Annotated in this window: 28 protein-coding genes and 1 pseudogene; 18 read left to right on the top strand and 11 right to left on the bottom strand. The window is 63.1% G+C overall.

The features are described from left to right. From BEN49_RS28380 to BEN49_RS19935, 9 genes and pseudogenes are all read left to right on the top strand, one after another. Positions 1 to 773: pseudogene (locus BEN49_RS28380) on the top strand (hypothetical protein); the annotation flags it as partial. Next, positions 713 to 1,060, top strand: a complete 348-nt coding sequence (locus BEN49_RS19900) for a hypothetical protein (protein ID WP_070746178.1) — start codon at positions 713 to 715, stop codon at positions 1,058 to 1,060. The pseudogene BEN49_RS28380 and the gene BEN49_RS19900, both read left to right, overlap by 61 nt. Positions 1,061 to 1,147: 87 nt before the next feature. After that, complete coding sequence (locus BEN49_RS19905; protein WP_070746179.1) at positions 1,148 to 1,888, top strand: outer membrane beta-barrel protein; 741 nt, start codon at positions 1,148 to 1,150, stop codon at positions 1,886 to 1,888. A gap of 6 nt (positions 1,889 to 1,894) precedes the next feature. Beyond that, complete coding sequence (locus tag BEN49_RS19910; protein WP_070746180.1) at positions 1,895 to 2,653, top strand: porin family protein; 759 nt, start codon at positions 1,895 to 1,897, stop codon at positions 2,651 to 2,653. 178 nt (positions 2,654 to 2,831) lie between these two features. After that, positions 2,832 to 3,722, top strand: coding sequence for an EthD domain-containing protein (locus BEN49_RS19915; protein WP_070746181.1), 891 nt, complete (start codon positions 2,832 to 2,834; stop codon positions 3,720 to 3,722). 118 nt (positions 3,723 to 3,840) lie between these two features. Beyond that, entirely contained in the window at positions 3,841 to 4,293 is a 453-nt protein-coding gene (locus BEN49_RS19920) for a MarR family winged helix-turn-helix transcriptional regulator (protein WP_070746182.1), read from the top strand. 29 nt (positions 4,294 to 4,322) lie between these two features. Next, positions 4,323 to 5,309, top strand: a complete 987-nt coding sequence (locus tag BEN49_RS19925) for an NADP-dependent oxidoreductase (RefSeq protein WP_317040482.1) — start codon at positions 4,323 to 4,325, stop codon at positions 5,307 to 5,309. 36 nt (positions 5,310 to 5,345) lie between these two features. Continuing rightward, entirely contained in the window at positions 5,346 to 5,654 is a 309-nt protein-coding gene (locus tag BEN49_RS19930; protein WP_070746183.1) for a putative quinol monooxygenase, read from the top strand. Positions 5,655 to 5,888: 234 nt separating this feature from the next. Next, entirely contained in the window at positions 5,889 to 6,569 is a 681-nt protein-coding gene (locus tag BEN49_RS19935) for a type 1 glutamine amidotransferase domain-containing protein (protein WP_070746184.1), read from the top strand. A 255-nt stretch (positions 6,570 to 6,824) separates the two neighbouring features. Here the strand turns inward: BEN49_RS19935 and BEN49_RS19940 are convergent, their stop codons facing one another. From BEN49_RS19940 to BEN49_RS19955, 4 genes are all read right to left on the bottom strand, one after another. Further along, on the bottom strand, positions 6,825 to 7,439 hold the full coding sequence (locus tag BEN49_RS19940; protein ID WP_070746185.1) for a cyclase family protein: 615 nt from the start codon (positions 7,437 to 7,439) through the stop codon (positions 6,825 to 6,827). A gap of 179 nt (positions 7,440 to 7,618) precedes the next feature. Beyond that, complete coding sequence (locus BEN49_RS19945) at positions 7,619 to 10,237, bottom strand: MGH1-like glycoside hydrolase domain-containing protein (protein WP_070746186.1); 2,619 nt, start codon at positions 10,235 to 10,237, stop codon at positions 7,619 to 7,621. 135 nt (positions 10,238 to 10,372) lie between these two features. Beyond that, complete coding sequence (locus BEN49_RS19950; RefSeq protein ID WP_070746187.1) at positions 10,373 to 11,173, bottom strand: glucose 1-dehydrogenase; 801 nt, start codon at positions 11,171 to 11,173, stop codon at positions 10,373 to 10,375. 138 nt (positions 11,174 to 11,311) lie between these two features. Continuing rightward, positions 11,312 to 11,731, bottom strand: coding sequence for an EamA family transporter (locus tag BEN49_RS19955; protein ID WP_070746188.1), 420 nt, complete (start codon positions 11,729 to 11,731; stop codon positions 11,312 to 11,314). A 108-nt stretch (positions 11,732 to 11,839) separates the two neighbouring features. Between BEN49_RS19955 and BEN49_RS19960 the strand changes: the two genes are divergently transcribed. Further along, positions 11,840 to 12,157 carry a hypothetical protein gene (locus tag BEN49_RS19960; RefSeq protein WP_070746189.1) on the top strand — a complete coding sequence of 106 codons (318 nt, stop codon included), beginning with the start codon at positions 11,840 to 11,842 and terminating at the stop codon, positions 12,155 to 12,157. 81 nt (positions 12,158 to 12,238) lie between these two features. Continuing rightward, positions 12,239 to 12,964 (top strand): PD-(D/E)XK nuclease-like domain-containing protein, encoded by a 726-nt coding sequence (locus BEN49_RS19965; protein WP_070746190.1) that lies wholly within the window; start codon positions 12,239 to 12,241, stop codon positions 12,962 to 12,964. Positions 12,965 to 13,180: 216 nt separating this feature from the next. Here BEN49_RS19965 and BEN49_RS19970 read toward each other — a convergent pair whose 3' ends face one another. Beyond that, complete coding sequence (locus BEN49_RS19970; protein ID WP_070746191.1) at positions 13,181 to 13,747, bottom strand: J domain-containing protein; 567 nt, start codon at positions 13,745 to 13,747, stop codon at positions 13,181 to 13,183. Between the two features lie 92 nt (positions 13,748 to 13,839). On the opposite strand from BEN49_RS19970, the gene BEN49_RS19975 reads away from it, so the two are divergent. Next, positions 13,840 to 15,033: a cation:proton antiporter domain-containing protein gene (locus tag BEN49_RS19975; RefSeq protein WP_070746192.1), complete on the top strand. Its 1,194-nt coding sequence runs from the start codon at positions 13,840 to 13,842 to the stop codon at positions 15,031 to 15,033. A gap of 239 nt (positions 15,034 to 15,272) precedes the next feature. Here BEN49_RS19975 and BEN49_RS19980 read toward each other — a convergent pair whose 3' ends face one another. Continuing rightward, the gene (locus BEN49_RS19980; RefSeq protein WP_262490229.1) at positions 15,273 to 16,598 is read right to left on the bottom strand and encodes a chloride channel protein; all 1,326 of its coding nucleotides are present in this window, start codon (positions 16,596 to 16,598) and stop codon (positions 15,273 to 15,275) included. Positions 16,599 to 16,639: 41 nt separating this feature from the next. Between BEN49_RS19980 and BEN49_RS31225 the strand changes: the two genes are divergently transcribed. The 5 genes from BEN49_RS31225 (at position 16,640) to BEN49_RS20000 (ending at position 21,209) form a co-directional block, all read left to right on the top strand. Next, complete coding sequence (locus BEN49_RS31225) at positions 16,640 to 16,762, top strand: hypothetical protein (RefSeq protein ID WP_262490228.1); 123 nt, start codon at positions 16,640 to 16,642, stop codon at positions 16,760 to 16,762. A gap of 469 nt (positions 16,763 to 17,231) precedes the next feature. Further along, entirely contained in the window at positions 17,232 to 18,701 is a 1,470-nt protein-coding gene (locus tag BEN49_RS19985; protein ID WP_070746193.1) for a cobyric acid synthase, read from the top strand. Positions 18,702 to 18,712: 11 nt separating this feature from the next. Then, entirely contained in the window at positions 18,713 to 19,741 is a 1,029-nt protein-coding gene (locus BEN49_RS19990) for a pyridoxal phosphate-dependent aminotransferase (RefSeq protein WP_070746194.1), read from the top strand. Positions 19,742 to 19,809: 68 nt separating this feature from the next. Further along, positions 19,810 to 20,766 carry an adenosylcobinamide-phosphate synthase CbiB gene (gene cbiB / locus BEN49_RS19995; RefSeq protein ID WP_070746195.1) on the top strand — a complete coding sequence of 319 codons (957 nt, stop codon included), beginning with the start codon at positions 19,810 to 19,812 and terminating at the stop codon, positions 20,764 to 20,766. Positions 20,767 to 20,978: 212 nt separating this feature from the next. Beyond that, the gene (locus BEN49_RS20000; protein ID WP_070746196.1) at positions 20,979 to 21,209 is read left to right on the top strand and encodes a hypothetical protein; all 231 of its coding nucleotides are present in this window, start codon (positions 20,979 to 20,981) and stop codon (positions 21,207 to 21,209) included. A gap of 628 nt (positions 21,210 to 21,837) precedes the next feature. Here the strand turns inward: BEN49_RS20000 and BEN49_RS20005 are convergent. The 5 genes from BEN49_RS20005 to BEN49_RS20025 form a co-directional block, all read right to left on the bottom strand. Beyond that, positions 21,838 to 22,821: a glycosyltransferase family 2 protein gene (locus BEN49_RS20005; protein WP_070746197.1), complete on the bottom strand. Its 984-nt coding sequence runs from the start codon at positions 22,819 to 22,821 to the stop codon at positions 21,838 to 21,840. Then, on the bottom strand, positions 22,811 to 23,464 hold the full coding sequence (locus tag BEN49_RS20010) for an LbetaH domain-containing protein (protein WP_070746198.1): 654 nt from the start codon (positions 23,462 to 23,464) through the stop codon (positions 22,811 to 22,813). Before BEN49_RS20010 ends, BEN49_RS20005 begins: the two co-directional genes overlap by 11 nt. Further along, on the bottom strand, positions 23,461 to 24,171 hold the full coding sequence (locus BEN49_RS20015) for a WbqC family protein (RefSeq protein ID WP_070746199.1): 711 nt from the start codon (positions 24,169 to 24,171) through the stop codon (positions 23,461 to 23,463). The genes BEN49_RS20010 and BEN49_RS20015 overlap by 4 nt, the downstream gene beginning before the upstream one ends. Before the next feature lie 54 nt (positions 24,172 to 24,225). Next, positions 24,226 to 25,692 carry a lipopolysaccharide biosynthesis protein gene (locus BEN49_RS20020; protein WP_070746200.1) on the bottom strand — a complete coding sequence of 489 codons (1,467 nt, stop codon included), beginning with the start codon at positions 25,690 to 25,692 and terminating at the stop codon, positions 24,226 to 24,228. Positions 25,693 to 25,777: 85 nt separating this feature from the next. Further along, complete coding sequence (locus BEN49_RS20025; protein ID WP_239692029.1) at positions 25,778 to 26,527, bottom strand: DegT/DnrJ/EryC1/StrS family aminotransferase; 750 nt, start codon at positions 26,525 to 26,527, stop codon at positions 25,778 to 25,780. Here BEN49_RS20025 and BEN49_RS29790 point away from each other — a divergent pair. Then, positions 26,426 to 26,631, top strand: a 206-nt coding sequence (locus tag BEN49_RS29790; RefSeq protein WP_239692030.1) for a hypothetical protein, incomplete at its 3' end; no start/stop codon positions are given. The two genes, BEN49_RS20025 and BEN49_RS29790, sit on opposite strands and share 102 nt — an antisense overlap.

Genomic DNA, 26,631 nt, shown 5'->3' on the forward strand with positions numbered 1-26,631 from the left:
GGCGGCCGATTCGGGGCGCGTGCGGCCCCCCGCGGGCGGTGTCGGTGGTGGTGCTGCCGGCCGTGGGCTACACCCTGGAGGCGCGGCTGCTGGCCTCGGTCACGGCCAGCGTCACGTTTCAGCGGCCGGCGGCCAACGTGTCGGTGTTCTCCAACACGCTCACCTACACCCAAAACCGACAGCTGGTGCTGTCCACCAACGGTACTGTGTGGACGGCCGGCAACCGCAGCCTGTGGCTGAGCGACCACCGCATCCTGCACTACCCCCAACTGACCTACGGCCTGGGCAGCAGCACGCGCACCCCCGACGCCGTGGCCATGGACTACAACCTGCTGCGCATTCACCAGAGCTACTACCACCGCGTGGGGCCCACTGGGGCCCTCTACGCCGGGGTGGGCTACTTCCTCGACGCGCGCTGGAACATCACGAGCGTGGGGCCCGAGGGGCAGCCGGTGGCCGAAATTGCGGGCTACCGCCGCGGCGTGGCCGGGCGCTCCACCTCCTCGGGCTTGGTGGCGTCGGTGCTGCGCGACACCCGCGCCAACCAGCTGCGCCCGGCGCCGGCGAGTCGTACTTCATCCTGGTGGCGCGGGCCAACCTGCAAGCCCTGGCCTCGGACGCCTCCTACGGCGGGGTGCAGTTTGACGCCCGGCGCTACCTGCCGGCCGGCCGGCCGGGCAACGTGCTGGCACTGTGGCTGTACGGCGATTTTGTGGCCTCGTCGGCGCCCTACCTCGACCTGCCCGCCACCGGCTGGGACACGCACAGCGTGACCGGGCGCGGCTACATCCAGGGCCGCTTCCGGGGCCCCGGCCTGCTCTACGGCGAGGCCGAATACCGCTTCAACCTCACCCGCTCGCGGGTGCTGGGCGGCGTGGTGTTTGCCAACGCCCAAACGGCGCGGGCCCCCGCCACGGGCTTCCAGCAGGTGGCCCCGGCCGGCGGCGCGGGCCTGCGCCTGTGCCTGAGCAAAAAAGTGGGCACCTTCCTGGCCCTCGATTACGCTTGGGGCGTGCAGGGCTCACGGGGCGTATTCTTCAACCTGGGCGACGTGTTTTAGGTGCCCCGGCGGCGGCCGCTGGGGCCCCTGCAACCCTTTGGCTGCCAGCGGGACTCGTGGTAGCACCACGCCCTTCCGCCCGTTCTTATGCACCCACTCGCTACCCTCGCGCTCGGCACCGCCCTGCTGGCCGGCACCGCCCCAGCCTCGGCCCAAACCACCTACCGTCTCGGCCTGCGCGGCGGCCTCAACCAGGCCCTGACGACACTGGACGGGGCCAGCAACGGCGTCGATGGCCTCACCAATGTATCGGCTGATAAGTCGGCCATTTATGCTTGGCAGGCGGGCATAGTATTGGAGGCCAGCTTTGGGAAGCTGGCCTTACAGCCGGCGCTGCTGTTCTCGCAGAAAGGGGAGCGATTCCATACCGCCACTTCCTCCCGAGATTCAGGTTTTGCTTTTTACACGGATGAAACCAGCACCAACCGCTACAACTGGCTGGAGCTGCCGCTGAACGTGGTGTACACCATGCACGGCGACCACGGTTTGCAACTCTTCGCGGGGCCCTACGTGGCCCTAGCCGTGGGCGGCCGCCAGCAGGGTACTACACTGAGGGCCAACGCCGTTGCAAAATTTGCCCCGCAAGAATTTGACGACCAAGTAGCCTACGGCGCCGACACCAACAACCGCCGCCTCGACGCGGGCGTGAACTTCGGGGTGGGCTACCGCCAGGGGCCCCTGCAAGTGCAGCTCGGCTACGGCCTGGGCCTGCGCAACCTACACCAAGCCAACGGTACGGTCTTTTACGATTACGGGCACAACTTCAACGCCGACGCGGCCTACAACCGCGTGGCGCAGCTCACCGGCACGTACTTCTTCTCGCTGTAAAAACGTATGAAACACGCTGCTATTCTCGCTCTCGGTGCGGCTTTATTTACCAGCACCGCTTCGGCCCAAACCACCTACCACCTCGGCCTGCGCGGTGGCCTGAATAGGGCCCTGGCTACGACGGACCCGGCCAGCAACCGCGCCAACCTGCCGGCCGGCGAACTGCAAAACGACAAGTCGGCCCTGCTGGCCTGGCAGGCGGGCGTGGCCTTCGAGGTCCGCTTCGGAAAGCTAGCGTTTCAGCCGGCGCTGTTGTTCTCGCAGAAAGGCAACGAGTTCCGCACCGGTCGCTACACGGGCGGCGTATTCGGGGCCACCGCCCGCACAGCGACCGGCACCACCCGCACCAACTGGCTGGAGCTGCCGCTGAACGTGGTGTACACGCTGCACGGCGACCACAGCCTGCAAGTGTTTGCGGGGCCCTACGTGGCCCTGGCCGTGGGCGGCCGCCAAACCGGCACGTACCAAGACTACCTGGGCCCGGCCGTCGATACGCGGCCGGTCGATTTTGACGAGCGCGTGGCTTACGGCCCCGGCACCGGCAACCACCGCCTCGACGCGGGCGTGAACTTCGGGGTGGGCTACCGCCAGGGGCCCCTGCAAGTGCAGCTGGGCTACGGCCTGGGCCTGAGTAACTTGTACCAAGCGCCGCCGCTGTTGCTCGCGCCCAGCACCACGGGCTACGACGCCAGCCGCGGCTTTGCCGATGAGAAGGCCTACAGCCGCGTAGCGCAGCTCACGGGCACCTATTTCTTCAACCTGTAGCCCGGCGCGGGCAGCGGCTGGGGCCCCCGGCGCGGCCCGGTGCGCGGGCGGCAACGGCCGTTTTTAAGCCCCCCAGCATGAATAGGGGCACCGGTGGGGGCCCCTTTGCCGTAGGGAAAGGCAACCGCGGGCCGGTTACGCCGCGGGCCGTTGCCTGCGCAACCGGTCGCTTTGCCCCATGACCAAACCAGATTATTCGGAGCGCGACAGCAACATTAAGCTGCTCACCTACACCATCCTGCGCCGCCGCGAGGGCGTACCAACCGACCTTTTCCACCACTACTGGAGTGACGCCCACGGGCCCCTGTGCGCCCGGCTGCCGGGCCTGGGCTACTACGTGCAGTACCACTTTTCGCGCGAGCAAAGCGCCAATCTCTGGCCGCTGCCCCCGGGTGCACAGGCCGACGGCAGCGTGCTGGACGGTATGGTGGAAATTGGGTTTTCTTCGACTAAAAACCAGGCGAAGTTCCAGAAAGCCAGCCCATTGCTGTTTAAGGATGAGCGCAACTTCATTGGCGAGGACGCGGCCTACGACCTGCCGGACGGCTCCCGCACCCTGGTGGACCACGATGCCAACGCCGTGCCCAACGCCCCGGAAACCGCCTACCGGCTGCTGCTGCACCTGCACGGCCCCGCGCTGAAGCCGCTGCGGGCCGCCGCCACCCGGCTGGCCGAGTCGCTGGCCGGCCAGGCGGGCATCCTGAAAGTGCGCCTGCACCTGCCCGAGCCCTACGACAACAGCCAGCCCACTCCCGAGGCCCCCGACGTGCGTCACCGGCTGCCGGCCCAGCTGCTGACCACCGCCGCCCTGGAAATCCGCTGGGAAAACCGGCTGCTGGCCGAAGCCTACCTGCGCAGCGCCGAGTACCAAAAGCTGGCCGCCGGCTTCGAGGGAGAGGTGACCTCGCTGGGCGCCTTTTTGGTGCAGGACGTCATCGTCTTCATCCGCGACGGCGTGCTCACCACCGCGGGCCAGCGCGGGGGCCGTCCCGCCCGTCTCATCGAGCAGATTGGGGCCCTGAACCAGACCAGCGCCGAAGTGCTGGGCTATTTCCTGCCCCGGGCGTAGGGCCAGCCTTTGCAGACCGCCCAGTGGCCTGAACCACCGGGCGGGTTTACTTTTATAAAATTTAATTGTACACAATCAAACATTAGGCAACTGAACGCCGTTTATAAAGCCGAAGCCTATGGAAACGCCCCCCATCCCCGCCGCCAACCCCTCCTTGCTGAAGCTGGAAAGCCAACTGTGCTTTCCGTTCTACGCCGTGTCGCGGCAGCTCACCAAGGCCTACCAGCCCTACTTGCAGGCGCTGGGCCTCACCTACCCGCAGTACCTCGTGTTTCTGCTGCTGTGGGAGCACCAGGAACTGACGGTGAAGGAGTTGGGGGAAAAGCTGTTGCTCGATTCGGGCACGCTCACGCCCTTGCTCAAGCGCATGGAGCAGCGGCAGTGGCTCAGCCGCCGCCGCGACCCGCGCGACGAGCGTTCGGTCATCATCGGCCTGCTGCCCGCCGGCCGGGCCTTGGAGGCGCAGGCCAGCGACATTCCCACCCAGATGCTCGCCAAGCTGCACATGTCGCCCGCCGAAGTAGGGGCCCTGCGCGTGCACCTCACCCATATTTTGGCCCAACTGGCCTAAGCCGCTGGGTTTTTTATTACCGTTAGCTTATGAACACCAACACCATTTTGCTGGCCAGCCGCCCCCAGGGCGTGCCCACGGCCGCGCAGTTCCAGTTCGAAACCCGCGAAGTGCCCGCCCCCGCCGCGGGCCAGGTGCTCCTCAAAACCCTGTACGTATCCGTAGATCCCTACATGCGCGGCCGGATGAGCGCCGCCAAGTCCTACATCGCGCCCTTCGAGGTGGGCGCGCCCATTGCGGGCGGTGTGGTGGCCGAAGTGGTGGAAAGCCGCAGTGAGGCGCTGCCCGTGGGCAGCGTGGTGGTGGGCAACCTGCCCTGGCAGGAGCACAGCGTGGCCGAGGCCAGCGCCGTGCAGCGCGTGCCCGCCGACCAGGCCCCCGCCAGCTACTTCCTGGGGCTGCTGGGCATGCCGGGCCTCACGGCCTACTTCGGGCTGCTCGACATTTGCCAGCCCCAGGCCGGCGAAACGGTGGTGGTATCGGGCGCGGCCGGGGCCGTGGGCTCAATTGTGGGCCAGCTGGCCAAAATCCAGGGCTGCCGCGTGGTGGGCACCGCTGGCTCCGACGAGAAGGTGGCCTACCTGAAAGAGTTGGGCTTCGACGAGGCCATTAACTACAAAACCGCGCCCGACCTGGCCGGGGCCCTGGCCGCCGCCGCGCCCAACGGCGTGGACTGCTACTTCGACAACGTGGGCGGCGCCATCACCGACGCCGTGTACGACTTGCTGAACAAGCACGCCCGCATTGCGCTCTGCGGCCAGATTTCGACCTACAACGCCACCGAAGCCCCCACAGGGCCCCGGCCCGAGGGCAAGCTCCTCAAAACCAGCACCAAGCTCCAGGGCTTCATCGTGAGCGACTACCATGCGCGCTGGCCCGAGGGCGTAAAAAAGCTTACCGAGTGGTACGCCGCGGGCCAGCTAAAGGCGAGGAAACCATCACCGAGGGCTTCGACCAAATTCCGGCCGCGTTCTTGGGCTTGTTTCAGGGCGAAAACACCGGCAAAGCCGTGGTGAAAGTAGCCTAACCCAGGGCCCCTTATTCTATTGGTTATGAATGCTGAAAATCAAATTATTGCCGTGGCCGCCGAGTGGCGCGCCCAGCCCGGCCAGGAGGCCACCGTGCGCCAGCTGATGCTACAAGCCGCCGAAGCCGTGCGCCAGCACGAGCCCGGCAACCTGCTCTACATCGCCCACCAGGACGCCGCCGACCCGGCCCGTTTCTTCTTCTACGAGCAGTACGCCAACCAAGCGGCCCTCGAAGCCCACCGCGACTCGGCGCACTACCAGGACTTGGTGGTGGGTCAGATCGTGCCGCTGTTAGCCGAGCGCAAAGTCACTTTTTACCAGCCGATGGGCTAAGAGTGCGTTGGGAAACTCCCAAAACGTCATGCTGAGCTTGTCGAAGCATTTCTACTGCTCAACTGATCATGATTACTGCTGCGGTAGATGCTTTGGCTGCGCGAACGCCAGATGAGCATGACGTTCTGGAGGCATTCCAATGACTTCCCTTTGCACCTTTTAAGGCTAACTGCCAACCAGCTGGGCCTGTCGCGGCCCTGCCGCTTTTTATCACCGTTTTACTACTGTAGGATTATGAAAATCGCCATGATTTTGACCTCGCACGACGAGCTGGGCACCACGGGCAAGAAAACCGGCTTCTGGCTGGAAGAGTTTGCCGCGCCTTACTACGTGTTCAAGGACGCCGGCATCGACCTCACGCTGGCCTCGCCCAAAGGCGGCCAGCCACCCCTCGACCCCAAAAGCGACGAGCCCGGGGCCCAAACCGAAGCCACCGAGCGCTTCAAAAAGGACGCCGCCGCCCAGCAAGCCCTGGCCCACACCGTGCGGCTCGACACCATCAAAGCCGCCGATTTCGACGCCATCTTTTACCCCGGCGGCCACGGCCCGCTTTGGGATTTGGCCGAAGACCAAAACTCCATCGCCCTGCTCGAAACCGCCTACGCCGCCGGCAAGCCGGTAGCCGTGGTGTGCCACGCCCCCGGCGTGCTCCGCCACGTGAAGGCCCTCAATGGCGACCTGCTCGTGAAAGGCAAGGCCGTAACCGGCTTCACCAACACCGAGGAGGAAGCCGTGCAGCTGACCGACGTAGTGCCCTTCCTGGTGGAAGACATGCTGAAAAACGCGGGCGGCACCTACTCCAAAGGCGCCGACTGGGGCCCCTACGTGGTAACCGCCGGCCACCTCATCACGGGCCAAAATCCGGCCTCGTCCGAGCCCGCCGCCAAGGAGTTGCTCAAGCAACTGGGCAAGTAGCCCTCGGTTTCTTCAGACACAAAGCCGCCCCGGGAACCCTTGCAATAAGGGGCCCCGGGGCGGCTTTGTGTTTGAGCTGATTAAGAAGCTGTCTGAGTTAACACCAGCACGGGGTAGAGACGCGTCCTTGCGTCTCCGGCTTGAACGATGTTCGGACAAGTCGTTCAAACCGGAGACGCAAGGACGCGTCTTTACCCCGTGCTGGTGTCAACTCAGACAGCTTGGCGGTACAACCATGCTGGCCTGAAAGCCAGTTTACAGCGGGCGCAGCAGGGCGCGGCAGGGGGCCCCGTCGGCGCCCACGATGGCTAGAGGCAGGCAGATGAGCTCGTAGTCGCCGGGCTCCACGTCGCCCAGGGCGAGAGCTTCGATGACGGTGATGTTGTAATCGAGCAGGGCGTGGTGGGTTTCGGAGCCGCCCACCGAGATGTAGTCCACGCCGACGCAGACCACGCCGCGCTGCTGGAGGAACTGCGCGGCGGGGAAGTCGAGCTTCACGAAGTCGGGATTGAAGGGCTGGTGCGTCCAATCCGTGTCCGAGTTGCGGGTGCGGAAGAGGATGCGCTGGCCGGGCTGCGGGTCGAGCGGCTCCACTTCGGCCAGGGTGATGAGCTTGGGGTCGTGGATGCGTACCACGCGGCAGGGCCCCAGCAGCGTGTTCAGGTCGAGCGTCGTCACGTCGGGCCCGTCCTTGATGAAGTGGCGCGGCGCATCGACGTGGGTAGCGGTGTGCACGCTCATGCTGATTTCGCTCACGTTGGCCGGGTCGCCGTAGGCAAACGAGCGGGTGAGGCGCAGGTGCACCGGGGCGTTGTCGGGCCAGTGCACCATTTGGTCGGAAATGGGCGTGGTGATGTCGAGGTAGTTCATGTTTTTGGTAGGTTGATATTCAGCACGTCATGCAGCTAGTGGAACGCCGCGCGGCCAATAGGCCGTCATGCAGAGCGCAGCGAAGCATCTTTTCTGCGCCGGTAATCCTGATTAGTTACGCGGGAAAGATGCTTCGCTGCGCTCTGCATGACGTGCTGATTGTTGAAAAATGATAACCACTACTTGCCCCGCGGCTGCAACAGCTTGGCCACGAGGCCGGTCCAGCCGGTTTGGTGGCTGGCGCCGAGGCCCTGGCCGGTGTCGCCGTGGAAGTACTCGTGGAAGAGCAGGTAATCCTTGAAATTGGGGTCGGTTTGCTGCTGGGCATCGGTGCCGAAGCACGGGCGCTGGCCGTTCTCATCGCGCAAAAACAGGCCGGTGAGCCGTTGGGTGAGCTGGTTGGCAATGTCCAGCAGGGTGGTGTACTGGCCGCTGCCGGTGGGAAATTCCACCTTGAAATCGTCGCCGTAGTAGTGGTGGAAGCGCTGTAACCCCTCGATGAGCAGGTAGTTGACCGGGAACCACACGGGGCCCCGCCAGTTGGAGTTGCCGCCGTAGAGGCTGGTGGTGGATTCGCCGGGCTCGTAGTTTACCGAGAACGACTGGCCGTCGCCGTGGAACACGTAGGGCGTGTCTTTGTGGAACTTGGAGAGGGCCCGCACGCCGTGGTCGGACAAGAACTCGGCCTCGTCGAGCGTGCGGCGCAGCAGCGCTTTGAGGCGGTGGCCGCGCAGCAGCGAAAGCAGGTGGGTGGCCCCCTGGCCGGGCTCCTGCCAGCGGCTCACGAGGGCCGCCAGCTCGGGCCGGTTGGCCAGCACCCAGTTCAAGCGCGCCGTAAACTTTGGGGAGTTTTGCAGCAAGTCGTCGTCGAGGACTTCCACCGCAAACAGCGGCACCAGGCCCACGATGGAGCGCACCTTGAGCGGGGTGCGGCCGTCGGGCGTCCGCAGCACGTCGTAGTAAAACTCGTCTTCCTCGTCCCACATGTCGATGTCGTGGGGCCCGTAGCCGGTCATGGCCTGGGCAATGGCCAAGAAATGCTCGAAGAATTTGCCGGCCAGGTCCTCGTACACGGGGTTGGTTTGGGCCAGCTCCAGGGCCATGCGCATCAGGTTGAGGGCGTAAAGGGCCATCCAGGCCGTGCCGTCGGCCTGCTCGATGTACACGCCGGCGGGCAGCGGGGCCGAGCGGTCGAACACGCCAATGTTATCGAGCCCCAGGAAACCGCCCTCAAAAATGTTGCGCCCGGCGGTGTCCTTGCGGTTCACCCACCACGTAAAATTCAGCAGCAAGCGGTGGAAAATGGTTTCCAAAAACGCCACGTCGCAGGTGCCGCCGCACTGCTTCTGGTCCATTTTGAACACCCGGAACGTGGCCCAGGCGTGCACCGGCGGGTTCACGTCGCCAAACTGCCACTCGTAGGCCGGCAGCTGGCCGTTGGGGTGCATGTAGCGGTCGTGGCACAGCAGCCGGAGCTGGTCCTTGGCAAATTCCGGGTCCACCAGCGCCAGCGGCACGGCGTGGAAGGCCAGGTCCCAGGCCGCGTACCAGGGGTACTCCCAGTTGTCGGGCATCGAAATGATGTCGTGGTTGCGCACGTGCGGCCAATTGGCGTTGCGCCCCTCCTGGCGGCTGGCGGGCGGGGCGGGGAAGGCGGGGTCGCCGGCCAGCCAGCGGCGCACGTCGTAGTAGTAGAACTGCTTGTTCCACAGCATACCGGCCAGGGCCTGGCGTTGCACGGCGCGGGCGTCGGCGCTGGCCAGGTCGTGTTGCAGGGCCCCGTAAAAGGCGTCGGCCTCCTGCCGGCGCTGGGCCACCAGCTGGTCAAAATCGGCAAACGGCGCGGCCAAATCGTCGGGCCCCAGGCGCAGGCGCAGGGTTTGGCTCTGGCCGGCCTCGATGGTGAGGACGTAGTGCGCGGCGGCCTTGGTGCCGCCGCGGTCGGGGTTCACGGCGTCGGCGCGGCCGCCCACCACGCACTCGTTCAGCCCGTCCTTGAAGAAGCGCACGCCGGGCCGGGGCGCCGCCTGGTAGAGGCGGGTCGCGTTGGTTTCGTTGTCGCAAAACAGCAGCTCGGGGCCCCCGTCGGCGTGCAGGGCCAGGCCGGGCAGGTCGCGGTGCTCCACGGCGATGTGGCCGCGGTCGGTGGCGCGCAGGCCGGGGAGATAGTCGTCGTCGCCCCAGGCCCAGGTGTTGCGCAGCCACAGCGTGGGCAGCACGTGCAGCGGCGCCGCCTGGGGCCCCCGGTTGTGGGCCGTGATGGTAATGAGCACGTCCTGGGGCCCCGCCTTGGCGTACTCCACGAAGATGTCGAAGTACTTGTTCTCGCGGAACACGGCCGTGTCGGCCAGCTCAAACTCGGCGTCGTTGCGGCTGCGCTTGGCGTTTTGCTGCACCAGCCAGTCGTACGGAAACGCGTGCTGCGGGTACTTGTACAGCATCCGCATGTAGCTGTGGGTGGGCGTGTTGTCGAGGTAGTAGTACGCCTCCTTCACGTCCTCGCCGTGGTTGCCCTCGGGCCCGCTCAGCCCAAACAGCCGCTCCTTGAGGATGGGATCCTGCCCGTTCCAGAACGCCGGCGCGAAGCACAGCAGCTGCTGGTGGTCCGAAATGCCGCCCAGGCCGTCCTCGCCCCAGCGGTAGGCGTAGGCGCGGGCCATGTCGTGGGTGGTGAAGTTCCAGGGCTCGCCGCCGGCCGAGTAGTCCTCGCGCACCGTGCCCCACTGCCGCTCGGCCAGGTAGGGCCCAAAGGTGCGCCAGGGCCCCACGTCGCGCAGGCGTTCGTGTTCCGCAGTCATACTTGATAATTAAAAATTAAAAATGAAGAATTAAAAATCAAGTAAAAAAAGTGGGAAACAAACCTTGCGGCCTCGCCCGCTTGGCCTGCTTTACGCCATTTTTAATTCCTCATTTTTAATTTTTAATTAAAAAAATCAGCCGCCGGTGGCGAAGCCGGGGTACAGCGTCATGCCGCCGTCCATGAAAATGGTTTGGCCGGTGATGTAGTCGGCCTCGTCGGAGCAGAGCCAAGCGGCCAGGCCCCCGATGTCCTCAATCACGCCCACGCGGTCGTAGGGAATGAGCTTGAGCAGGGCGGTTTCGGCCTCGGGCGTGTTCCAGGCGTTGGTGTTGATGGGCGTTTTGATGGCGCCCGGCCCGATGCTGTTCACCCGGATTTTGTGGGGCGCTAGCTCCTGGGCGGTGCTTTTCATGAGCTGCATGATGCCGCCCTTGCTGGTGGCGTAGTTCACGTGGCCGGCCCACGGAATGACCTCGTGCACGCTGCTGGTGTGCAGGATGACGCCCGTGGCGCGGGCAATTTCGGGCTGGGGCCCCCGGCGCAAAAACTCGCGGGCCGCCTCGCGCGAGCACAAAAACTGCCCGGTCAGGTTCACGTCAATTACCTGCTGCCACTGCTCCAGGGTCATGTCCACGAAGGCCGCGTCCTTCTGCTGGCCCGAGTTGTTCACCAGGATGTGCAGCGTGCCGCACTGCTCCACGATGTGGGCAAACATGGCCTGCACCTCGTTCTCCTTGCTTACGTCGGCCGCGATGGCGAAGGCCTTCCCGCCGGCGTCGGTGATGGACTTGACCACGGCGTCGGCCTTGTCGGAGGGGCCCCCGTGGTAGTTGACGAATACGGTGGCGCCGTCGGCGGCAAACTGGCGGGCGATGCCCGTGCCGATGCCCGAGCTGCCGCCCGTGACGAGGGCGATACGGTTTTGTAAGCGCATGGTGTGAAGAGGCTGGTGAAAGCGAATAGCTTGCCCCGCAAACGAGCCGGGGGCCCCCAGGGTTGAGTGAAATTACCGTGAAATAGCTGAAACAAAACAGCTTAAACCGCCGCTAGCGTGGGGGTAAAATGCTGAAAGCTAGAGCGCCAGCACGATGCTGCCGGCCACAATCAGGCCCGCGCCCAGGGCGGTGCGCCAGCTCAAACTTTCGCCCAGAAACACCACCGCCAGCCCAATGGCCAGCGCCACGCTCAGCTTATCAATGGGGGCCACCTTGCTCACGGGGCCCAGCTTCAGGGCCCGGAAGTAGCACAGCCACGAGGCCCCCGTGGCCAGCCCCGACAGCACCAGAAACACCCACGTGCGCCCGCTCAGCTCGGGCAGCCCGGCCGTGGCCCCGCGCCCAATGGCAATGCCCCAGGCCAGAATAAGGATGACCACCGTGCGAATCGCCGTGGCCAAATCCGAATCGACGCCCTTGATGCCCACCTTGGCAAACAGGGCCGTGAGGGCCGCAAACACGGCCGAAAGCAGGGCGTAGGGAAGCCAGGGTGCCATAGGGTTTTGGGGAAAATGGGTGGGAAAGTTCAGCGTTGGATAACGCATACGCGCCTTTTGCCCCGCGCGCTCAGCTAGCATTCACGCCGCCTACTTTATTTCGCTGCCATGAAAAAACTACTCCTTTTAAGCGCGTGTCTGCTGGCCCTCGCCGCCCGCCCCGCCGCCGCTCAAACGCCGAGCCCGGAAATTGTGGTGGTGCGGATATATGAATTTCCAACCAAAGTGCATCTCGTTATCACCCGGGGCGAAGGCAAAAGCGAAGTGATGGAATTTGATAGCGGTGCCAGCGATAAGCGGTTGACTGCTTCGGGAGAAGGGTATTACAAATTCATAAATAAGCTGTACCAAGAAGGCTACGCTTTGCAGAGCACTTTTCCCGGAAACCAGGGATTCACCACGTTGCTACTTGTTAAAAGACCATAGACTAACTGGCTGGCCGGCAGCACCGCCAAGAAAATCCCGCCGCCGATGCAGCAAAACGCGCCGTTTTGCTGTTAAGAAACTATGTCCCCACTTCCCGCCGACCCCGCCTTCCGCCGGCCCGACCTGCTGCGCCTCGACTACGATACCTACCGGGCCCTGCCGGCCATTGCCAACTCCGACCTCTCTCGCCTGCGCGACGCCCTCGACGGCCGCCCCCCCCGCACCGACGGCGGCAACCAGGGGGCCCTCAGCTTCGGCACCGCCTTCCACACCGCCCTGCTCGAACCCACTGACTACCAGCCCGGCCAGCCCGGCCTGAACGATACGTTGGTCTGGTGGCTGGTGGAGGGCGTCAAGCTCAACACCGAGCTCAACCGCCTGCTCGAAGCCGGCACGCCCGAGCCCAGCGTGCTCTTCACCGAGCCCCAAACCGGCACGCTCTGCAAGCTGCGCGCCGACCTGGTGGTGGACGCCCCCGGCCTGCCCTACACCATCGTCGACTTCAAAACCACCAACGCCCGCGACGCCGACCACTTCCGCTGGCAGTGCTCGGCCTACGACTACGACCGCCAGGCCGCCTTCTACACCGACGCCCTGGGCGCCGAACGGTTCCTGCTGGTGGGCGTGCAAAAATCGGAGCCCTTTGGCGTGTTTCCCCTCGAAGTGACCGACCAGATGCTCACCGAAGGCCGCGAGAAATACCACCGCCTGCTGCGCCTGCTGCGGGCCCCCGCCACCGCGCCCGCCTACCGCGCCGAGGCCGTGCAAGCCGCCGTAGATGCCCTGGGCCTCAGCAGCGAAGGGTAGCGTGGACGCTGCGAGTTCATGCGGCTAAACGGTCGCTAACCGGTTTGTAGCGCGGACTTTGTAGTCCGCGGCGCTTGCTTCGTCCCGCCGATAATTGTGTGGCCGTAGCGTGGTCGCTGCGAGTCCGCGTCGCCGAACGGTAAGCGGACTCGCAGCGAAAGCCGCGGACTGCAAAGTCCACGCTGCACGCACGGAATCCGTTCGACGGTGCGGAATTTACACGGTTTCCAGGCCCTCGGCGGCTAGCTCGCGCAGGATGTCGCGCAGGCCGGCGGTTTCGCGCAGCTGGCGGGCCACTTGCTGGATGTATTCGGCCTCGGCGCGCAGGTCGCGCTTGATTTGGCGCAGCTCGATTTCGCGCTTCTTGCCGGTGCTGGTGCCCAGGCCGTCGGGGCCGTATTGTAGGGCGTTGAGCTGGTTCTTGAGGTCGATTTGCTGGCGGTGCAGGGCCTGGGTGTACGCAATGAGCACGTCGGCATCGGCCGCGTCGGCGTGGGCCGAGTCGGCCATCAATTGCAGCAAGGCGTAGAGGTCGCCGGCTTCGTAGGCCGCTATTATCTCCTGCATCAGCTCTGTTTTGATGCGCTGCTGGGCCGGGTCGCGCTCCAGGTCGGGGTGGTGGGTGCGGGCGAGCTGCCGGTACACGGTTTTGGCGCTGGTTTGCAGGCGCTGCTGGTCGGCGCGGGCGGCCAGGGTGGTGGCCTCGGCCAGGCGCTGGGCGGCCAGCAGGCCGGCCGGGCCGCCGCCCACCACGGCCACGAACGAAGAATCATCACTACCCATTACCGCCAGAACTGAGGGGCCCCGGCCCAAAACTACGCCCTGGCCCGCCCCGGGGCCCAACCCGCGCCCGCGCCCGCCCGTTAAGCCCCGCCATGAGTCCCTATACCATCCTCATCGGCCTGAGCCTGGCCGTTGTGCTGTCGTACCTGTTCGACCTGGCCGCCAAGGCCACCAAAGTGCCGTCGGTGCTGCTGCTGCTGCTGGCCGGCATCGCCTTCGGGCAGGCCACCGCCTACTGGCAGCTGCCGGTGCACTTCCCGCCGGTGCTGCTCCAAATTCTGGGCATTGTGGGCCTCATCCTCATCGTGCTCGAAGGCTCGCTCGACCTGCGCCTCACCCGCGACAAGGGGCCCATGGTGCGGCGCTCGTTTCTGGCGGCGGCGTCCATTCTGGTGGTGGCCTCCACGGCCATTGCCTCTCTGCTGCACTTCTACACCGGCGCCGGCTGGCAGAGCTGCCTGGCCAACGCCGTAGCCCTCTCGGTGGTGAGCAGCGCGGTGGCCATCCCCAGCGTGGCGGGCCTCACGGCCGAAAAAAAGGAGTTCATCATCTACGAAAGCACGTTTTCCGACATCCTCGGCATCATGCTCTTCAACTTCGCCTTGCAAGACAACTTCGCGCAGGGCGTGTCGCTGGTCACGTTCGGGGCCGATATCCTGGCCGTGCTGGCGGTGGCGGTGCTGAGTACGGCGGTGCTGGCGTTTCTGCTGGCGCGGCTGCGCGGGCACATCAAGTTTTTCCTGCTTTTCGCCTTTTTGGTGCTCATGTACAGCCTCGCCAAGTCGCTGCACCTCTCCTCGCTGGTGCTGGTGCTGGTGTTCGGCTTGGCCGTCAACAACGCCGACCTGTTCCTGCGGGGCCCCCGCCTGCAACGCTGGCTGCACCCCGACGAGCTGGTGTCGGAGTTGGGCCAGCTCAAAAGCCTCACTGCCGAATCGGCGTTTCTGGTGCGCACGTTCTTCTTCCTGGTTTTCGGCTTTTCCATCAACCTCGCCAACCTGCTCAACACCCACTTGCTTTGGCAGGGCCTGCTGGTGGTGGCCGTGCTCACCTTAATCCGCTTCGTGTACCTGCGCTTCGTGGCCCGCACCGACCTGGTGCCCGAGCTGTTTATCGCGCCCAAAGGCCTGATTTCCGTGCTGTTGTTCTACAGCATCCCGGCCCCGCTGCTCATCGGCGAAGTCAGCGAAACCCTCATGTTCCTCGTCATCCTACTCACCGGCGTCTTGATGATGGTAGGCCTGCAACTCGTGCCCAAAGACGTACCGCTGGAAGGCGAAGTATAAGGCCCCGGGGGCCCTATCAGCGCGGCACGCGCTGGCCGCAGTTTAGCGCGCAGCGCGCAACTGCTGGCTGCCAAACGGGGCGAGTTTGTAACTCGCAAAGCTGAACGGCCCAACTGGCACAACCCGCCGGGCCGCTGCGCGGCCGTGAGTCGCAGACTCACCCATTTACCGGCCAGCAGTTGCGCGCTGCGCGCTAAACTGCGGCCAGCGCGTGCCGCGCTGATGGGGCCCCGGGGGCCCTACGCCTGGCTGTCCTGAATGAGCTGGCGGCGGTAGCGGGCGAGGATGGCCGATTTGAGGATGAAGCCCAGGTAGCGGCCGTCCTCCTCGCACACGGGCAGGGCGTAGGCGCCGTAGCGGTCGAGCAGGGCCAGGGTGTGCTCGAGGTCGTCGGCGGGGCCCACCACGGCCAGGGGCGGCTTCATCAGGTCGCGGGCCAGCACGGTGGCGTAGTGCGCTTCGTCAAACAGCGCGTCGCGCACCGCGTCGAGGCTGATGACGCCCAGCAGCCGCCCGCCGGCCGCCACCACCGGAAACAGGTTGCGCGAGGCGTGCCGGAAAATGTCCGCCAGCTCGCCCAGCGTGGTGGTGGGCCGCACCGGCACGAAGTCGGTTTCGAGCAGCTTGCGCGGGTCGAGCTTGGCCAGCAGGCCCTGGTCGCGGTTGGCGTACACGTCCACGCCCTGGTACACCAGCTTTTTGGTGTACACCGAATACGGCTCGAAGTACTTGGTAATCAGGTACGACGAGCTGCTCACCACCATCAGCGGCACGAATAGCGCGTAGCCCCCCGTGATTTCGGCGATAAGGAAAATGGCCGTGAGCGGGGCGTGCACCACGCCGGCCAGCGTGCCGGCCATGCCCAGCACGATGAAGTGCACTTCCGGGATTTGCACCAGGCCGCTCATATTCAGCAGCCGGGCGAATAAGAAACCCACCAGGGCCCCCGAAAACAGCGACGAGCCGAACATGCCGCCGTTGCCGCCCGCGCCCACCGTGATGCTCGTGGCCACCACCTTTAGCAGCAGGCTGAACACCACCAGCACCAGCAGCAGCCAGGGGTTCTGGTCCTGGTACACCGAGAAAATACTGCCGTCGGTGAGGTGGCCCGAGTTGCCAGCCAGCAGCAACTCCACCGTGTTGTAGCCTTCGCCGTACAGCGTCGGGAATAGGAAAATTAGGGCCCCCAGCGCCGTGCCGCCCAGCAGCACCTTGCGCCAGTCGAGGCCGGGCCAGCGGGCAAAAAAGCGGTCGAACCAGTAGTAGGTCCGAATCATGTACACCGAGAAAAAAGCCGTGAACAAACCCAGCAGCACGTAAAACGGCACCGCGTTCACGGGCCAGCTCGTGGTGATGAGTACGAACGGCTGGCCGGCGTACAGCGCCTTGGATACCACCGTGGCCGTGGCCGAGGAGATGAGCAGCGGGATGAAATACTGCGCCGGCAGCTCCAGCAGAATGGTTTCGACCGCGAACAGCACCCCCGCGATGGGCGAGTTGAAGATGGCCGCCAGGCCCGCCGCCGCCCCGCAGCCCGTGAGCAGCCGCCGCCGCCGCCGGTCCAGGCTGCAGCACCCGGCCGGCGTTCGAGCCCAGCGCCGAGCCCGTGACGGTAATCGGGGCCTCCGTGCCCGCCGAGCCCCCGAAGCTCACCGTGAGGAAGGCCGTAATCAGCTGCGAGTACAGCTTGGAGCGCGGCACCACGCTGCCCTCGCGGGCCGTGTTGTAGATGATTGGGGCAATGCCGCGGCCCAGGTTACCGTGCAGCAAGTATTTGGTAACCAGCGCCGTGAGCGTGATGCCGATGATGGGGTAGAGCGAGAGCGCAAACACCCGCTGGGGCTCCGAAATACCCTCTTGCAGCAGCCGGGCCGCGGTGCGCACGCTGGTTTTGAGGAGCACCGCCGCCAGGCCCGCGCCCGCGCCCACCAACACGCTGAGGATGAGCAGGTACATCCGCTCGCTGATGTGGCGGACCCGCCACACCAGCAGCGGGCGCAGCAGGCGATGGACGGTTAGGCGGGGCATAGCGGATAGGTGGAATAGGTATATATAATAGGGAACGCGCAGCGGCTGCGCAAATTTGGGGCCCCAAAAGTATTTCTAAGCCGTACCGTGCGCGCCGCTGCGCGCGGATTCCCCGGCGGCGCTCAATTTGGAAATACTTTTGGGGCCCCAGCCTTTCTGTTTATCGCCCCATGCTCCGTTCCATCATGTTCGTCGGCACCGCGTCCGACGTGGGCAAGAGCGTTATCACGGCCGGTTTTTGCCGCATCTTTTTGCAAGACGGCCACCGGCCCGCCCCCTTCAAGGCCCAGAACATGAGCCTGAACAGCTACGCCACGCCCGAGGGCCTCGAAATTGGCCGCGCCCAGGCGGTGCAGGCCGAGGCCGCCGGCCTGCCGTGCCACGTGGACATGAACCCCGTGCTGCTCAAGCCCACCTCCGACCAGGCCGCGCAGGTCATCGTCAACGGCCGGCCCATCGGCACGCAGTCAGCCTACGAATACTTCCGCACCAACGACCGCCACGCCCTGTTCGAGGCCGCCACTGCGGCCTACGACCGGCTGGCCGCCCGCCACTCGCCGGTGGTGCTGGAGGGCGCCGGCAGCATTTCGGAGCTGAACCTGAAGGCTCGCGACATCACCAACCTGCGCATGGCCCAGCACGCCGGCGCCGCCACGTACCTGATTGCCGACATCGACAAGGGCGGCGTGTTCGGGAGCGTGTACGGCACGCTGGCGCTGCTGGAGCCGGAGGAGAAGGCGTGCATCAAGGGCATCATCGTCAACAAGTTCCGGGGCGATGCGCGGCTGTTTGCGGACGGCCGCCAGCAACTGGCGGCGCTGACTGGCGTGCCGGTGGTGGGCGTGCTGCCCTACTTCCGCGACATTTTTGTGGAGGAGGAAGATTCCGTGGCGCTAGCGCGGAAGCAGCAGGGCCCGGGCCCCGGCCGGGTGCAGGTGGCAGTGGTGCTGCTGGGCCGCATGTCCAACTTCACCGACTTCGACGCCCTGGGCCACGACCCGCGCGCGCACCTGTTCTACACCCACGACGCGGCCGAAATCCTGGCTGCCGACGTCATCATTCTGCCCGGCAGCAAGAACACGATTGACGACCTTATTACCCTGAAAAACAATGGCCTGGCCGCCGCTATCGTGCAGGCCCACCGCGCCGGCAAAACCGTGGTCGGCATCTGCGGCGGCTACCAGATGCTGGGCCGCTCCGTGGAGGACCCCGCCGGCGTGGAGAGCCGCGTGGCCGCCACCGCCGGCCTGGGCCTGCTGCCCGTGCGCACCGTGCTGGAAGGCGAAAAAACCACCCAGCAGCGCCACTTCGCGTTTTTGGACGGCGCGGCGGCCGACTGCCAGGGCTACGAAATTCACATGGGCCGCACCGTGGCCGAGGGGCCCCCGCGGCCCGTGGCCACCCTGGCCGACGGCTCGCCCGACGGCTACTACGCCGGCCCTAGCTGCTGGGGCACCTACCTGCACGGCATCCTCGACAACCCGGCCGTCATCGACGCGCTGCTGGGGCCCCACACCACTGAAACGGCGGCGGCCCCGCTCGATTTCACGGCTTTTAAGAACGAGCAGTACGACCGCTTGGCCGCCCTCATCCGCGAACACGTAGACATGGCGCAGATCTACAAAGCGTTGCAACGTTAACCCCCACGACCATGCTACACGGCCACGGCGACGACGGCTACCGTCACACTTCCGACATCGTAGCGGATTTCAGCACCAACGTGTGGTACGGCGGCGAGCCGGCGGGCCTCAAGGAGTACGTGTTCAGCCAGTGGCCGCGCGTGAACCGCTACCCCGAAGTGCTGGCCGAAAGCCTGGCCGCGCGGGCGGCGGCGCACCACGGCGTGGCCCCGGGCCAGGTGCTGGTGAGCAGCGGCACCACCGAAACTATTTACCTCGTAGCGCAGGCCTGGGCCCGGCGCCGCAGCACGGTCGTCACGCCCGCCTTTGCCGAGTACGAAGACGCCGGCCGGCTGCACGACCACCAGCAAAACTTCCTGGCCTGGGACGACCTGCGCACGGATACGGTGATAAACAGCGACTTGGTATTTGTATGCAGCCCCAACAACCCCACGGGCCGCGTGCTGGGGCCCCGGGTGCTCGAAACCCTGCTGGCCAACCACCCGCGCACGGTGTTCGCGCTCGACGAGGCGTTTATTGAGTTCACCGACAGCGCCGCATCAGCAATACCGCTGCTGGCGCGGTTCGATAACCTGCTGATCATGCGCTCGATGACCAAGGCCTACGCCATTCCGGGCCTGCGCCTGGGCTACGTGGTGGCGTCGGCGCCGGTGGTGGCCCGGCTCACCCGCGCCCGGGTCCCCTGGACGGTGAACGCGCTGGCCGCCGCCGCCGGCCACTTCATCTTCGAGCACTTCGCCGCCGTGCAGCCGCCCACTGCCCAACTGCTGGCCGACCGCGCCGCCTTCGCCGCCCAGCTGGCCGAAAACCCGGGCCTGGAAATATTCCCCAGCCAAACCCACTACTTCCTGGGGGCCTTAAAGCACGGCACCGCCGCCGCCCTGAAGCGCGGGCTGCTGGACCGCTATGGCCTGCTCATCCGCGACGCGGCCAACTTCCGGGGCCTCACGCCGGCGCACTTCCGCCTCTGCACGCGCCGCCCGGAGGACAACCAGCTGCTCATCAACGCCCTCGGCGAATGGACCGCTGTGCAGAATTAAAAATAAAAAATGATAAATTAAAAGTCTCACTGTCAAATTTTTAATTTATCATTTTTAATTAATTGCCAATGCCGAAGGTATCCCTCGCCTCGCGAACTGTGGTAGCCGCGCCGCTGCTCGCCGGCTACGCCCTCGACCTGCTGCTGGCCGACCCCGAGGGCTGGCCCCACCCCGTGCGCACCTACGGGGCCCTCATCGCCGCCGGCGAGCGCCGCCTCAACCAGGGGCCCCACCGCTTCGCCAAGGGTGCGCTGCTGGCCGGCGGGCTGGTGGGCGGCACGTTCGGCGCGTTTTGGCTGCTGGATAAGGTGTTGCAGCGACTGCCACCCGCCGTGGGCCTGGCGGCGAACAGCGCGTGGGTGTACTACGGCCTGGCCAATACGGGCTTGGTGCGCGAGGGCCGGGCGGTGTTTGAGGTGCTGGAACGCGAGGGCCTGGACGCCGGCCGCCGCCAGCTGGCGCGCATCGTGGGGCGCGACACAGCCCGGCTCGGCGCCCAGCAAATCCGCACCGCGGTGCTCGAAAGCCTGGCCGAAAACCTGAGCGACGGCGTGGTGGCCCCGCTGCTGGCCTACGCCCTGGCCGGCGTGCCCGGCCTGATGGCCTACAAAATGGTGAACACCCTCGACTCGATGGTGGGCTACCGCAGCCCGCGCTACGAGCAGTTCGGCAAGTTCGCTGCCCGCCTCGATGACGCGGCCAACCTCGTGCCCGCCCGCCTCACGGCCGCGCTGCTGGGGGCCCTGGGTGGCAGCCGGCGCAGCTTCCGGTTCATTTTCCAGTACGGCCACCGCCACAAAAGCCCCAACGCCGGCTACCCCGAAGCTGCCCTGGCCGGCGTGCTCCACTGCCGCTTCGGAGGCCCCAACTACTACCACGGCCAGCTCGTGCCCAAGCCCTACATCGGTGAAAATCCGCGCCCCATCGGGCCCCACGAAATCACCCGCGTCGCCCGCCTCAACCACACCGTGTGCGCCGCCGTGGTGGCGGGCATCGTGGGTTGGCTGTGGGGACGGAAGAAATAGTTTGTAGCATTTGGTGCCCTAAATGGGAGGGGGTACGCGGTTATTTTTTTACATCTTATAAAGGACCGTTTGCAGGATGTAAAAGGGACTACGCCCCATCTAAACCACCGTTTTTTGAGGTATCAGTGGGCTTCGCTTTCCCTTACCGATGGTTTCGGGTCCAGCTATTGTGCTACCCCTCATAGTAAACCACCTTCCCTTCCCCTACGCCGATGCTTTCCTTGCGTTTTCACCTCCTGTCTGCTCCCGTTTCGACGCACTGGGAACTCTACGATTCCATCACACGGATTCCGCTCACGCTTACGGTAGGCGAGCAGCCTGCCGTTCTAGACCGGCTATACTGTCGCAACTACGACGAGAGGCGCAGTCTGCTGGAGTTTTACTTCGACCGCCCCACCCAGGTATTGCAGGAGTTTGTCATTGTTGCGCTGGAAGGCCCCTAAACCAAGCCGTTCCTCAGCCCTTATTCTACGACCCGCACGCCTACTACCAGTGCCAGCTGGCCGAGCCGGACAGCCCGCTCACAACTGTTCCGCTACACCTCCACACTGCGGCTGACCAAGTGGTTCTCTATCGTCCCGAAGCCAATCAAGCGCTGACCTACTACCAAGTGGGCCGCAATTTCTTGCTGGGGGTCACTTCCCATGGGCACTTGGCGGCGATTGCCCTCACCGGGTTAACTCCCGAGGCGCTAGAGGCTATTTTGGGGGATGTAAAAGGGGAGGAGGAGTACCGTTGACTTGGCCCTTTCTTTCGTTAAACGCCCAAACCGTCGCCTAGTATACCCGCTAAAGTGCTATAATTCGAGGGTAAAGGTAACAGGAGTGAAATCCGTACTTATTCCAAGGTCGGGGGTATAACTAATGTTATGTGAAGGGACGAAAGGAGAAGGATGAGCTAGAATAAATTAGACACGTTTTCTTATTTTCGTACAATATCACGTAGAACTGGCAATCTTTACATACATGACGTAATAAACCGTAGATAAGCTGCAAATGGCCATGTACGGTTCGTGCTTAAATGCTTATCGGTTTATTTAGACCGCCTTTCTACTAAAAGGAAAACAACTCCTTACAGAATTTTCGTTTTGGCTTGCCACCGGGTGCGTGCGCTGAAAAGCAATGGACTTTTGGCAGTGAGATAGAGTACCGTGTAGCGGTAGTGGAACAGGCCAACGTGCTGATGGCGAACCAACAGCTCTTTAGTGAAATGCAGGCAGCGCTGGGCGTATAGGCGGTACTTCGGGTAGTCGCCCTGTTGCAGGGATAGCTGGGTGAGGTGGTAATGAAACCACTTCAGAATCGGGTTTATATCCTTGCTGTATTGGTCGTTAAAATGCTTGTTGATAGCGGAATATAATTCAATCATCCTTTCCCAGTACCGGTACCCGTGCAACTGGTTGGTTGCGCCGCTATCGTGCCGGCGGTATACTGCCATAACGCCCGGCAACAGCTTCAGCCGACCAAACGACGCCAGTAAGATAAAGAAAGGGGTGTCGCCCACCACCGCATTGCGCAGCCACTCCGGATAGTTGGTGAGCAGCTGGTTGCGAAACACAACCGAAGCAGTCGGAATGAGCCACTTCCCAATCAGGTCCGGAATGGCGTAGTCGGTTTTGGTATAGGTCTGAAACAGCTCCATTGCCTTGCCGGGGTTCTGCTCAAACTTCATCCAGCAGTTGTGAAAGCAGAGCACGTACCTAGGGTGCGCCTCCAGAAAATCTACTTGTTGCTGAAGCTTCGACGAGTCGGTCCAGTAATCGTCGCCCTCGCAGAACGCGATGTATTTACCAATGCAGGCTTCGCGGGTCAAGCGCGCGTTAGTTTGCGCCCCTACGTTTTGCGCGTGTAGCAGCAACCGGACTTGGTCGGGATAGCGCGCCTGGAACTCCTGGCAAATCAAACGGGTGTCGTCGGTGCTACAGTCTTCTCCAATCACCACCTCGAATGGAAAAGAAGTTTCTTGGGCCATAATGCCATCTAAGCACTCCCGTAGAAAGCGCTCGTGGTTGTAGGTGATGACCCGCACGCTTACCAGCGGCTCCTTACTGTGCATGGCGTAGCATTTTAGCGGGGTTACCCGCCCATACCTCCAGTTCGCCGACGTCCTTGAGCAGCACGCTGCCCATTGCCAGGGTAGCGTAGTTGCCGATGGTAAGGAACTCCCGCACGGTGGCGTTCATGCTAATGTGCACTCCCTCGCCTACTTGTAGGTTAGAGCCTGAGCAGGAGCCGGCAGCCACGAACGTGTGCGCCCCAATGGTGCAATTGTGGCTGATAATGGCCCCAATCATCACCCGGGTGCACTTGCCCAGCTTCACGTTGGTAGAGATGATGGCATGCGGCATTACCACGCACCCAGGCCCTAGCTCTACATGGGCGGCTATGTACGCGGTGGGGTGCACAAACGTGGCCAACCGGTCGTCGGGAATGGTCAGGGAGTCGAAGAGCGCAATCCGTTCCCGCTGCCCATCTATCTTATAAATCGTATTGAGGAAATAGTAGCCCTCCTCCAGCAGCCGCGGAATGTCTTGCAACCCGCCCTTGACCGGGTGGCCTTCTATTTCCTCGCAATGATCCCGGTCGTTCACGTAGCCGCAAAACTGGTATTCCTGGCTGCCTCGCTGGGCCGCATCGAGCATAGCATGCCCAATGACGGAGGCATTGCCCTGCCCGCCTAGTATTAGGACGTTCTTCATAAGAGTTGGTAGGCTTGTAAAAACGTGGTGATATCCTCTTTCTTGTTGTTCATCAGGACATCGATAATGGAGAGCCAGGGCACAAATTCCTTATCCGACACGGGTTGCGCATACTGAATAGGGAGGGGCTTTACGAAGTGGAGCGCGATGTCGTGCTGAGCAAAAAAGTCTTTGGTGTACAGCGCTTCGCCGCCTATGGCATTCAAGTATTGGTCGCCACCTTCTTGCTGCACAATGTCTACCAAGCGGGCGCCCTTGCTGAGGTGGGCATTCTGGTAGGGCCGCTGCGAGCTGGTAACTACCGGTGTGTTGATGCCGAGGTAGGTGCATACGGCCCGGATGCTTTGGGCGGCGACGTCCGCAATGGTGGCGGGGCCGCTAAGCTCCAGCACGCCCTGCACCAGCGGATATACCTGCTCAAAAAAAGGCGCTTTTCGGTAAGCTGTTTCCAGGGTCGCCCGCACTTTCCGTAGCTCTTTACTCGACCAGTCCACCAGTACTTCGTTAATCAGCTTGTTCTGGCTGACGTCCAGGCAGGGGAGCGTAAAAACGTGCTCGGCGCCTTGCAGCAGAATACGATTACGGTTAATCCAGCCTTTTTTGATGTAGTGCACATCATCGTACAGCACGAATAAGTCGGCCGCCGCCACCAGCTGGAAGTACCCGATGTAGGGAAATAAATACGGCTGCATGATGGCGATTTTCATGGGCTGCGTTGGCTAGGTGAACTTGGTGCCAATGGATTCCGACAAAGTCGGAGGCTATTCGTTTGTCATGCGCATGGCGTGGTACTTCTCCCGGGAGAATTCGTATAGGTAAAGCAGGTTTTTCCGATTGAAGACCGCTGCCAGCAGCAGGTAAGAGGCCCCGCCCGCGAAGCACCACAGCAGCAGGCTCCACCAGGTAAAGACGTGTAGCTGCTCGCTGCCCCATAGCATGAATAACCCCATACCCAGCGCCGTGCAGAAATTGGGCAAAATGTCCCGCAGCTGCTGCACAAAGCCGTATCCAATAAACTGTTTGGAGTAGTGAGCATTAATCACCAGCGCCAGGCAAGACTGCGCAATCTGCCCGTAAATCAGGCCCATGACTCCCCAGCGGTACGTGAGCAGCAGGCTTACTACGACCAACGCTTTTTTGATTACCTCCAGGATAAGAAACAGGTCAGACCGCTTTTTTAGCGTGAGAATATTCAGGTTCAGGGTATGAATGGGGTACAGCAAGCCCACGAACGTTAGGCCTTGCAGCAAGGGGATGACGCTAGCCCACTTGTCGGTGAGTAGCACCAGCACGATGCTTTTACTCAGCCCCATCAACCCCATCAGGAGCGGAAAGTAGGCAAACGACACCAACTGCATCAGGCGCTGGTAGGCCTGTGCCAAGCGCGGTGGGTCGTCTTGCAGCTCAATCAGAACGGGATAGGACACCCGGCCGGTTACCTGCGCCACCAAGGTCTGTGGAATGTCCCTCAGGTTTGCCGCCCGGTTATAGAAACCTAGGGCAGAAGCGGAGTAGAACTTGCCAATTAGCAAGGGGTAGATGTTGCGAAACCCCGTATCGAGCAGGCTGGAGAGCAGCAGCTTCGAGCCAAACCCAAAAAAATCTTTGAACGAAGCGGTTGAGAACGTGAGCGAAGGAAACCAGGAGCGGGTCGCCCAATACAGCACGTTAGTGATTATAGCATTGAGTAGCTGCCGCACCACCAGCGCCCAGTAGCTCCACCCTAGGTAGGCCAGGTACAACCCGATGGCGCCGGAGAGAACATTGCTCACCAGCGAACGCAGGCTAATGGTGCGAAAATCTAGCAGCTTCGTCAAGCGGATAGTTTGCACGACGTTCAGTGAGTTGAGCACGAGGCTGATGCCCAGCACCCGAATGATGTCAGTCAGGAGCGGTTCTTTGTAAAACTGGGCAACTAGCGGCGCCCCGATAAAGACGATAAGGTAAGCCGCCGTGGACAAGCCCAGATTGCTCCAGAACACTGTGTTGTAGTCCTCGGGCGTAGCCTCTTTCTTCCGCAGCAAGGCGCTGCCTAGGCCTGCATCCGTGAATGGCTGAAGCAAGGCGATAAAGACCGCCACCATCGCTATCAAGCCGAACTCACTAGGTCCCAGAATCCGAGCTAGAAAAACGGAAATCAAAAAATCGCTGAGTAAGTTGCCGAAGCGCTCTCCCGCCAGCCACACCAGGCTTACTGCCGCCCGGTCTTTTAAGGTGTTTTCCTTCATAGCTCCGCAGCAAGGACGCCACAAACAAGTAACGGCAGCGGGGAAATTAGCCTAGCCAGTTCCCGCCGAGTGGGGTCTGCCGTGCTCAATACCGTTCTGCGCGAAGGATGGCCCGACAAATCATTTTTACCTCTTCCATAGACAAATCGTGGTACAACGGGAGACACAATACCCGGGAGGCGATGTCGGAAGAAATAGTCATCTGCTGCCCCGGCTTTACGTAGCTCAACGTTTCCAGCGAAGGGTAGAAGTACCGCCGAGGATAGACATACACGCCATGTAAGGCCTTGACCATCTTCAACAACACGGCTTCACTTTCAAACAGAACCGGGTAGTAGGCATAATTAAATCCGGCGTTCGGGTGCAGAAAGGGCTTGCCTATCCGCAGGGGCTTAAGCATATCGTGGTAGGCTTCGGAAAGCTGCTGCCGCCGGGCCAGAATTTGCCTGATATACTTAAGATTGCACAAGCCCATAGCGGCGTGGAACTCACTGTTCTTGCCATTGATGCCCACTCCCTGGAATGCTTCGGGGCCATGAAAGCCAAAATTGCGCATATGCGCAATCTTATTGGCCAGGTCCGCGTCGTGGGTGATGAGCGCCCCTCCCTCAACCGTATGAAATAGCTTAGTCGAGTGAAAGCTTAGGGTGCTAATATCGCCCTGGTGCAGCACCGAGCGTCCCTGGTAGCTAGTGCCGAAGGCGTGGGCCGCATCGTAAATGACGCGCAACTTATGCTTAGCGGCTACCGCCGCTATTTCCTGCGCGGCGCAGGGATTGCCAAAAACATGCGTAGCCAGAATAGCGCTGGTTTGGGGCGTAATAGCCGCCTCAATCAACCTAGAGCAGTTCTCAGGTTACTGTACATGATAGCCGCAATGGTCAAACCAATTTTTCGCGTCTTGTTCGGTTATCCAGTCGGTGGCGGTTTTCATCACGT

The sequence above is a fragment of the Hymenobacter coccineus genome (genome assembly GCF_001816125.1).
GTDB classification, from domain to species: Bacteria; Bacteroidota; Bacteroidia; order Cytophagales; family Hymenobacteraceae; genus Hymenobacter; species Hymenobacter coccineus.

What these genes read in the sequence shown, in the direction of transcription:
- BEN49_RS19905 (WP_070746179.1), top strand. Translation starts at nt 1,148, where the DNA reads ATGCACCCACTCGCTACCCTCGCGCTCGGCACCGCCCTGCTGGCCGGC.
- BEN49_RS19910 (WP_070746180.1), top strand. Translation starts at nt 1,895, where the DNA reads ATGAAACACGCTGCTATTCTCGCTCTCGGTGCGGCTTTATTTACCAGC.
- BEN49_RS19915 (WP_070746181.1), top strand. Translation starts at nt 2,832, where the DNA reads ATGACCAAACCAGATTATTCGGAGCGCGACAGCAACATTAAGCTGCTC.
- BEN49_RS19920 (WP_070746182.1), top strand. Translation starts at nt 3,841, where the DNA reads ATGGAAACGCCCCCCATCCCCGCCGCCAACCCCTCCTTGCTGAAGCTG.
- BEN49_RS19925 (WP_317040482.1), top strand. Translation starts at nt 4,323, where the DNA reads ATGAACACCAACACCATTTTGCTGGCCAGCCGCCCCCAGGGCGTGCCC.
- BEN49_RS19930 (WP_070746183.1), top strand. Translation starts at nt 5,346, where the DNA reads ATGAATGCTGAAAATCAAATTATTGCCGTGGCCGCCGAGTGGCGCGCC.
- BEN49_RS19935 (WP_070746184.1), top strand. Translation starts at nt 5,889, where the DNA reads ATGAAAATCGCCATGATTTTGACCTCGCACGACGAGCTGGGCACCACG.
- BEN49_RS19940 (WP_070746185.1), bottom strand. Translation starts at nt 7,439, where the DNA reads ATGAACTACCTCGACATCACCACGCCCATTTCCGACCAAATGGTGCAC.
- BEN49_RS19945 (WP_070746186.1), bottom strand. Translation starts at nt 10,237, where the DNA reads ATGACTGCGGAACACGAACGCCTGCGCGACGTGGGGCCCTGGCGCACC.
- BEN49_RS19950 (WP_070746187.1), bottom strand. Translation starts at nt 11,173, where the DNA reads ATGCGCTTACAAAACCGTATCGCCCTCGTCACGGGCGGCAGCTCGGGC.
- BEN49_RS19955 (WP_070746188.1), bottom strand. Translation starts at nt 11,731, where the DNA reads ATGGCACCCTGGCTTCCCTACGCCCTGCTTTCGGCCGTGTTTGCGGCC.
- BEN49_RS19960 (WP_070746189.1), top strand. Translation starts at nt 11,840, where the DNA reads ATGAAAAAACTACTCCTTTTAAGCGCGTGTCTGCTGGCCCTCGCCGCC.
- BEN49_RS19965 (WP_070746190.1), top strand. Translation starts at nt 12,239, where the DNA reads ATGTCCCCACTTCCCGCCGACCCCGCCTTCCGCCGGCCCGACCTGCTG.
- BEN49_RS19970 (WP_070746191.1), bottom strand. Translation starts at nt 13,747, where the DNA reads ATGGGTAGTGATGATTCTTCGTTCGTGGCCGTGGTGGGCGGCGGCCCG.
- BEN49_RS19975 (WP_070746192.1), top strand. Translation starts at nt 13,840, where the DNA reads ATGAGTCCCTATACCATCCTCATCGGCCTGAGCCTGGCCGTTGTGCTG.
- BEN49_RS19985 (WP_070746193.1), top strand. Translation starts at nt 17,232, where the DNA reads ATGCTCCGTTCCATCATGTTCGTCGGCACCGCGTCCGACGTGGGCAAG.
- BEN49_RS19990 (WP_070746194.1), top strand. Translation starts at nt 18,713, where the DNA reads ATGCTACACGGCCACGGCGACGACGGCTACCGTCACACTTCCGACATC.
- cbiB (WP_070746195.1), top strand. Translation starts at nt 19,810, where the DNA reads ATGCCGAAGGTATCCCTCGCCTCGCGAACTGTGGTAGCCGCGCCGCTG.
- BEN49_RS20000 (WP_070746196.1), top strand. Translation starts at nt 20,979, where the DNA reads ATGCTTTCCTTGCGTTTTCACCTCCTGTCTGCTCCCGTTTCGACGCAC.
- BEN49_RS20005 (WP_070746197.1), bottom strand. Translation starts at nt 22,821, where the DNA reads ATGCACAGTAAGGAGCCGCTGGTAAGCGTGCGGGTCATCACCTACAAC.
- BEN49_RS20010 (WP_070746198.1), bottom strand. Translation starts at nt 23,464, where the DNA reads ATGAAGAACGTCCTAATACTAGGCGGGCAGGGCAATGCCTCCGTCATT.
- BEN49_RS20015 (WP_070746199.1), bottom strand. Translation starts at nt 24,171, where the DNA reads ATGAAAATCGCCATCATGCAGCCGTATTTATTTCCCTACATCGGGTAC.
- BEN49_RS20020 (WP_070746200.1), bottom strand. Translation starts at nt 25,692, where the DNA reads ATGAAGGAAAACACCTTAAAAGACCGGGCGGCAGTAAGCCTGGTGTGG.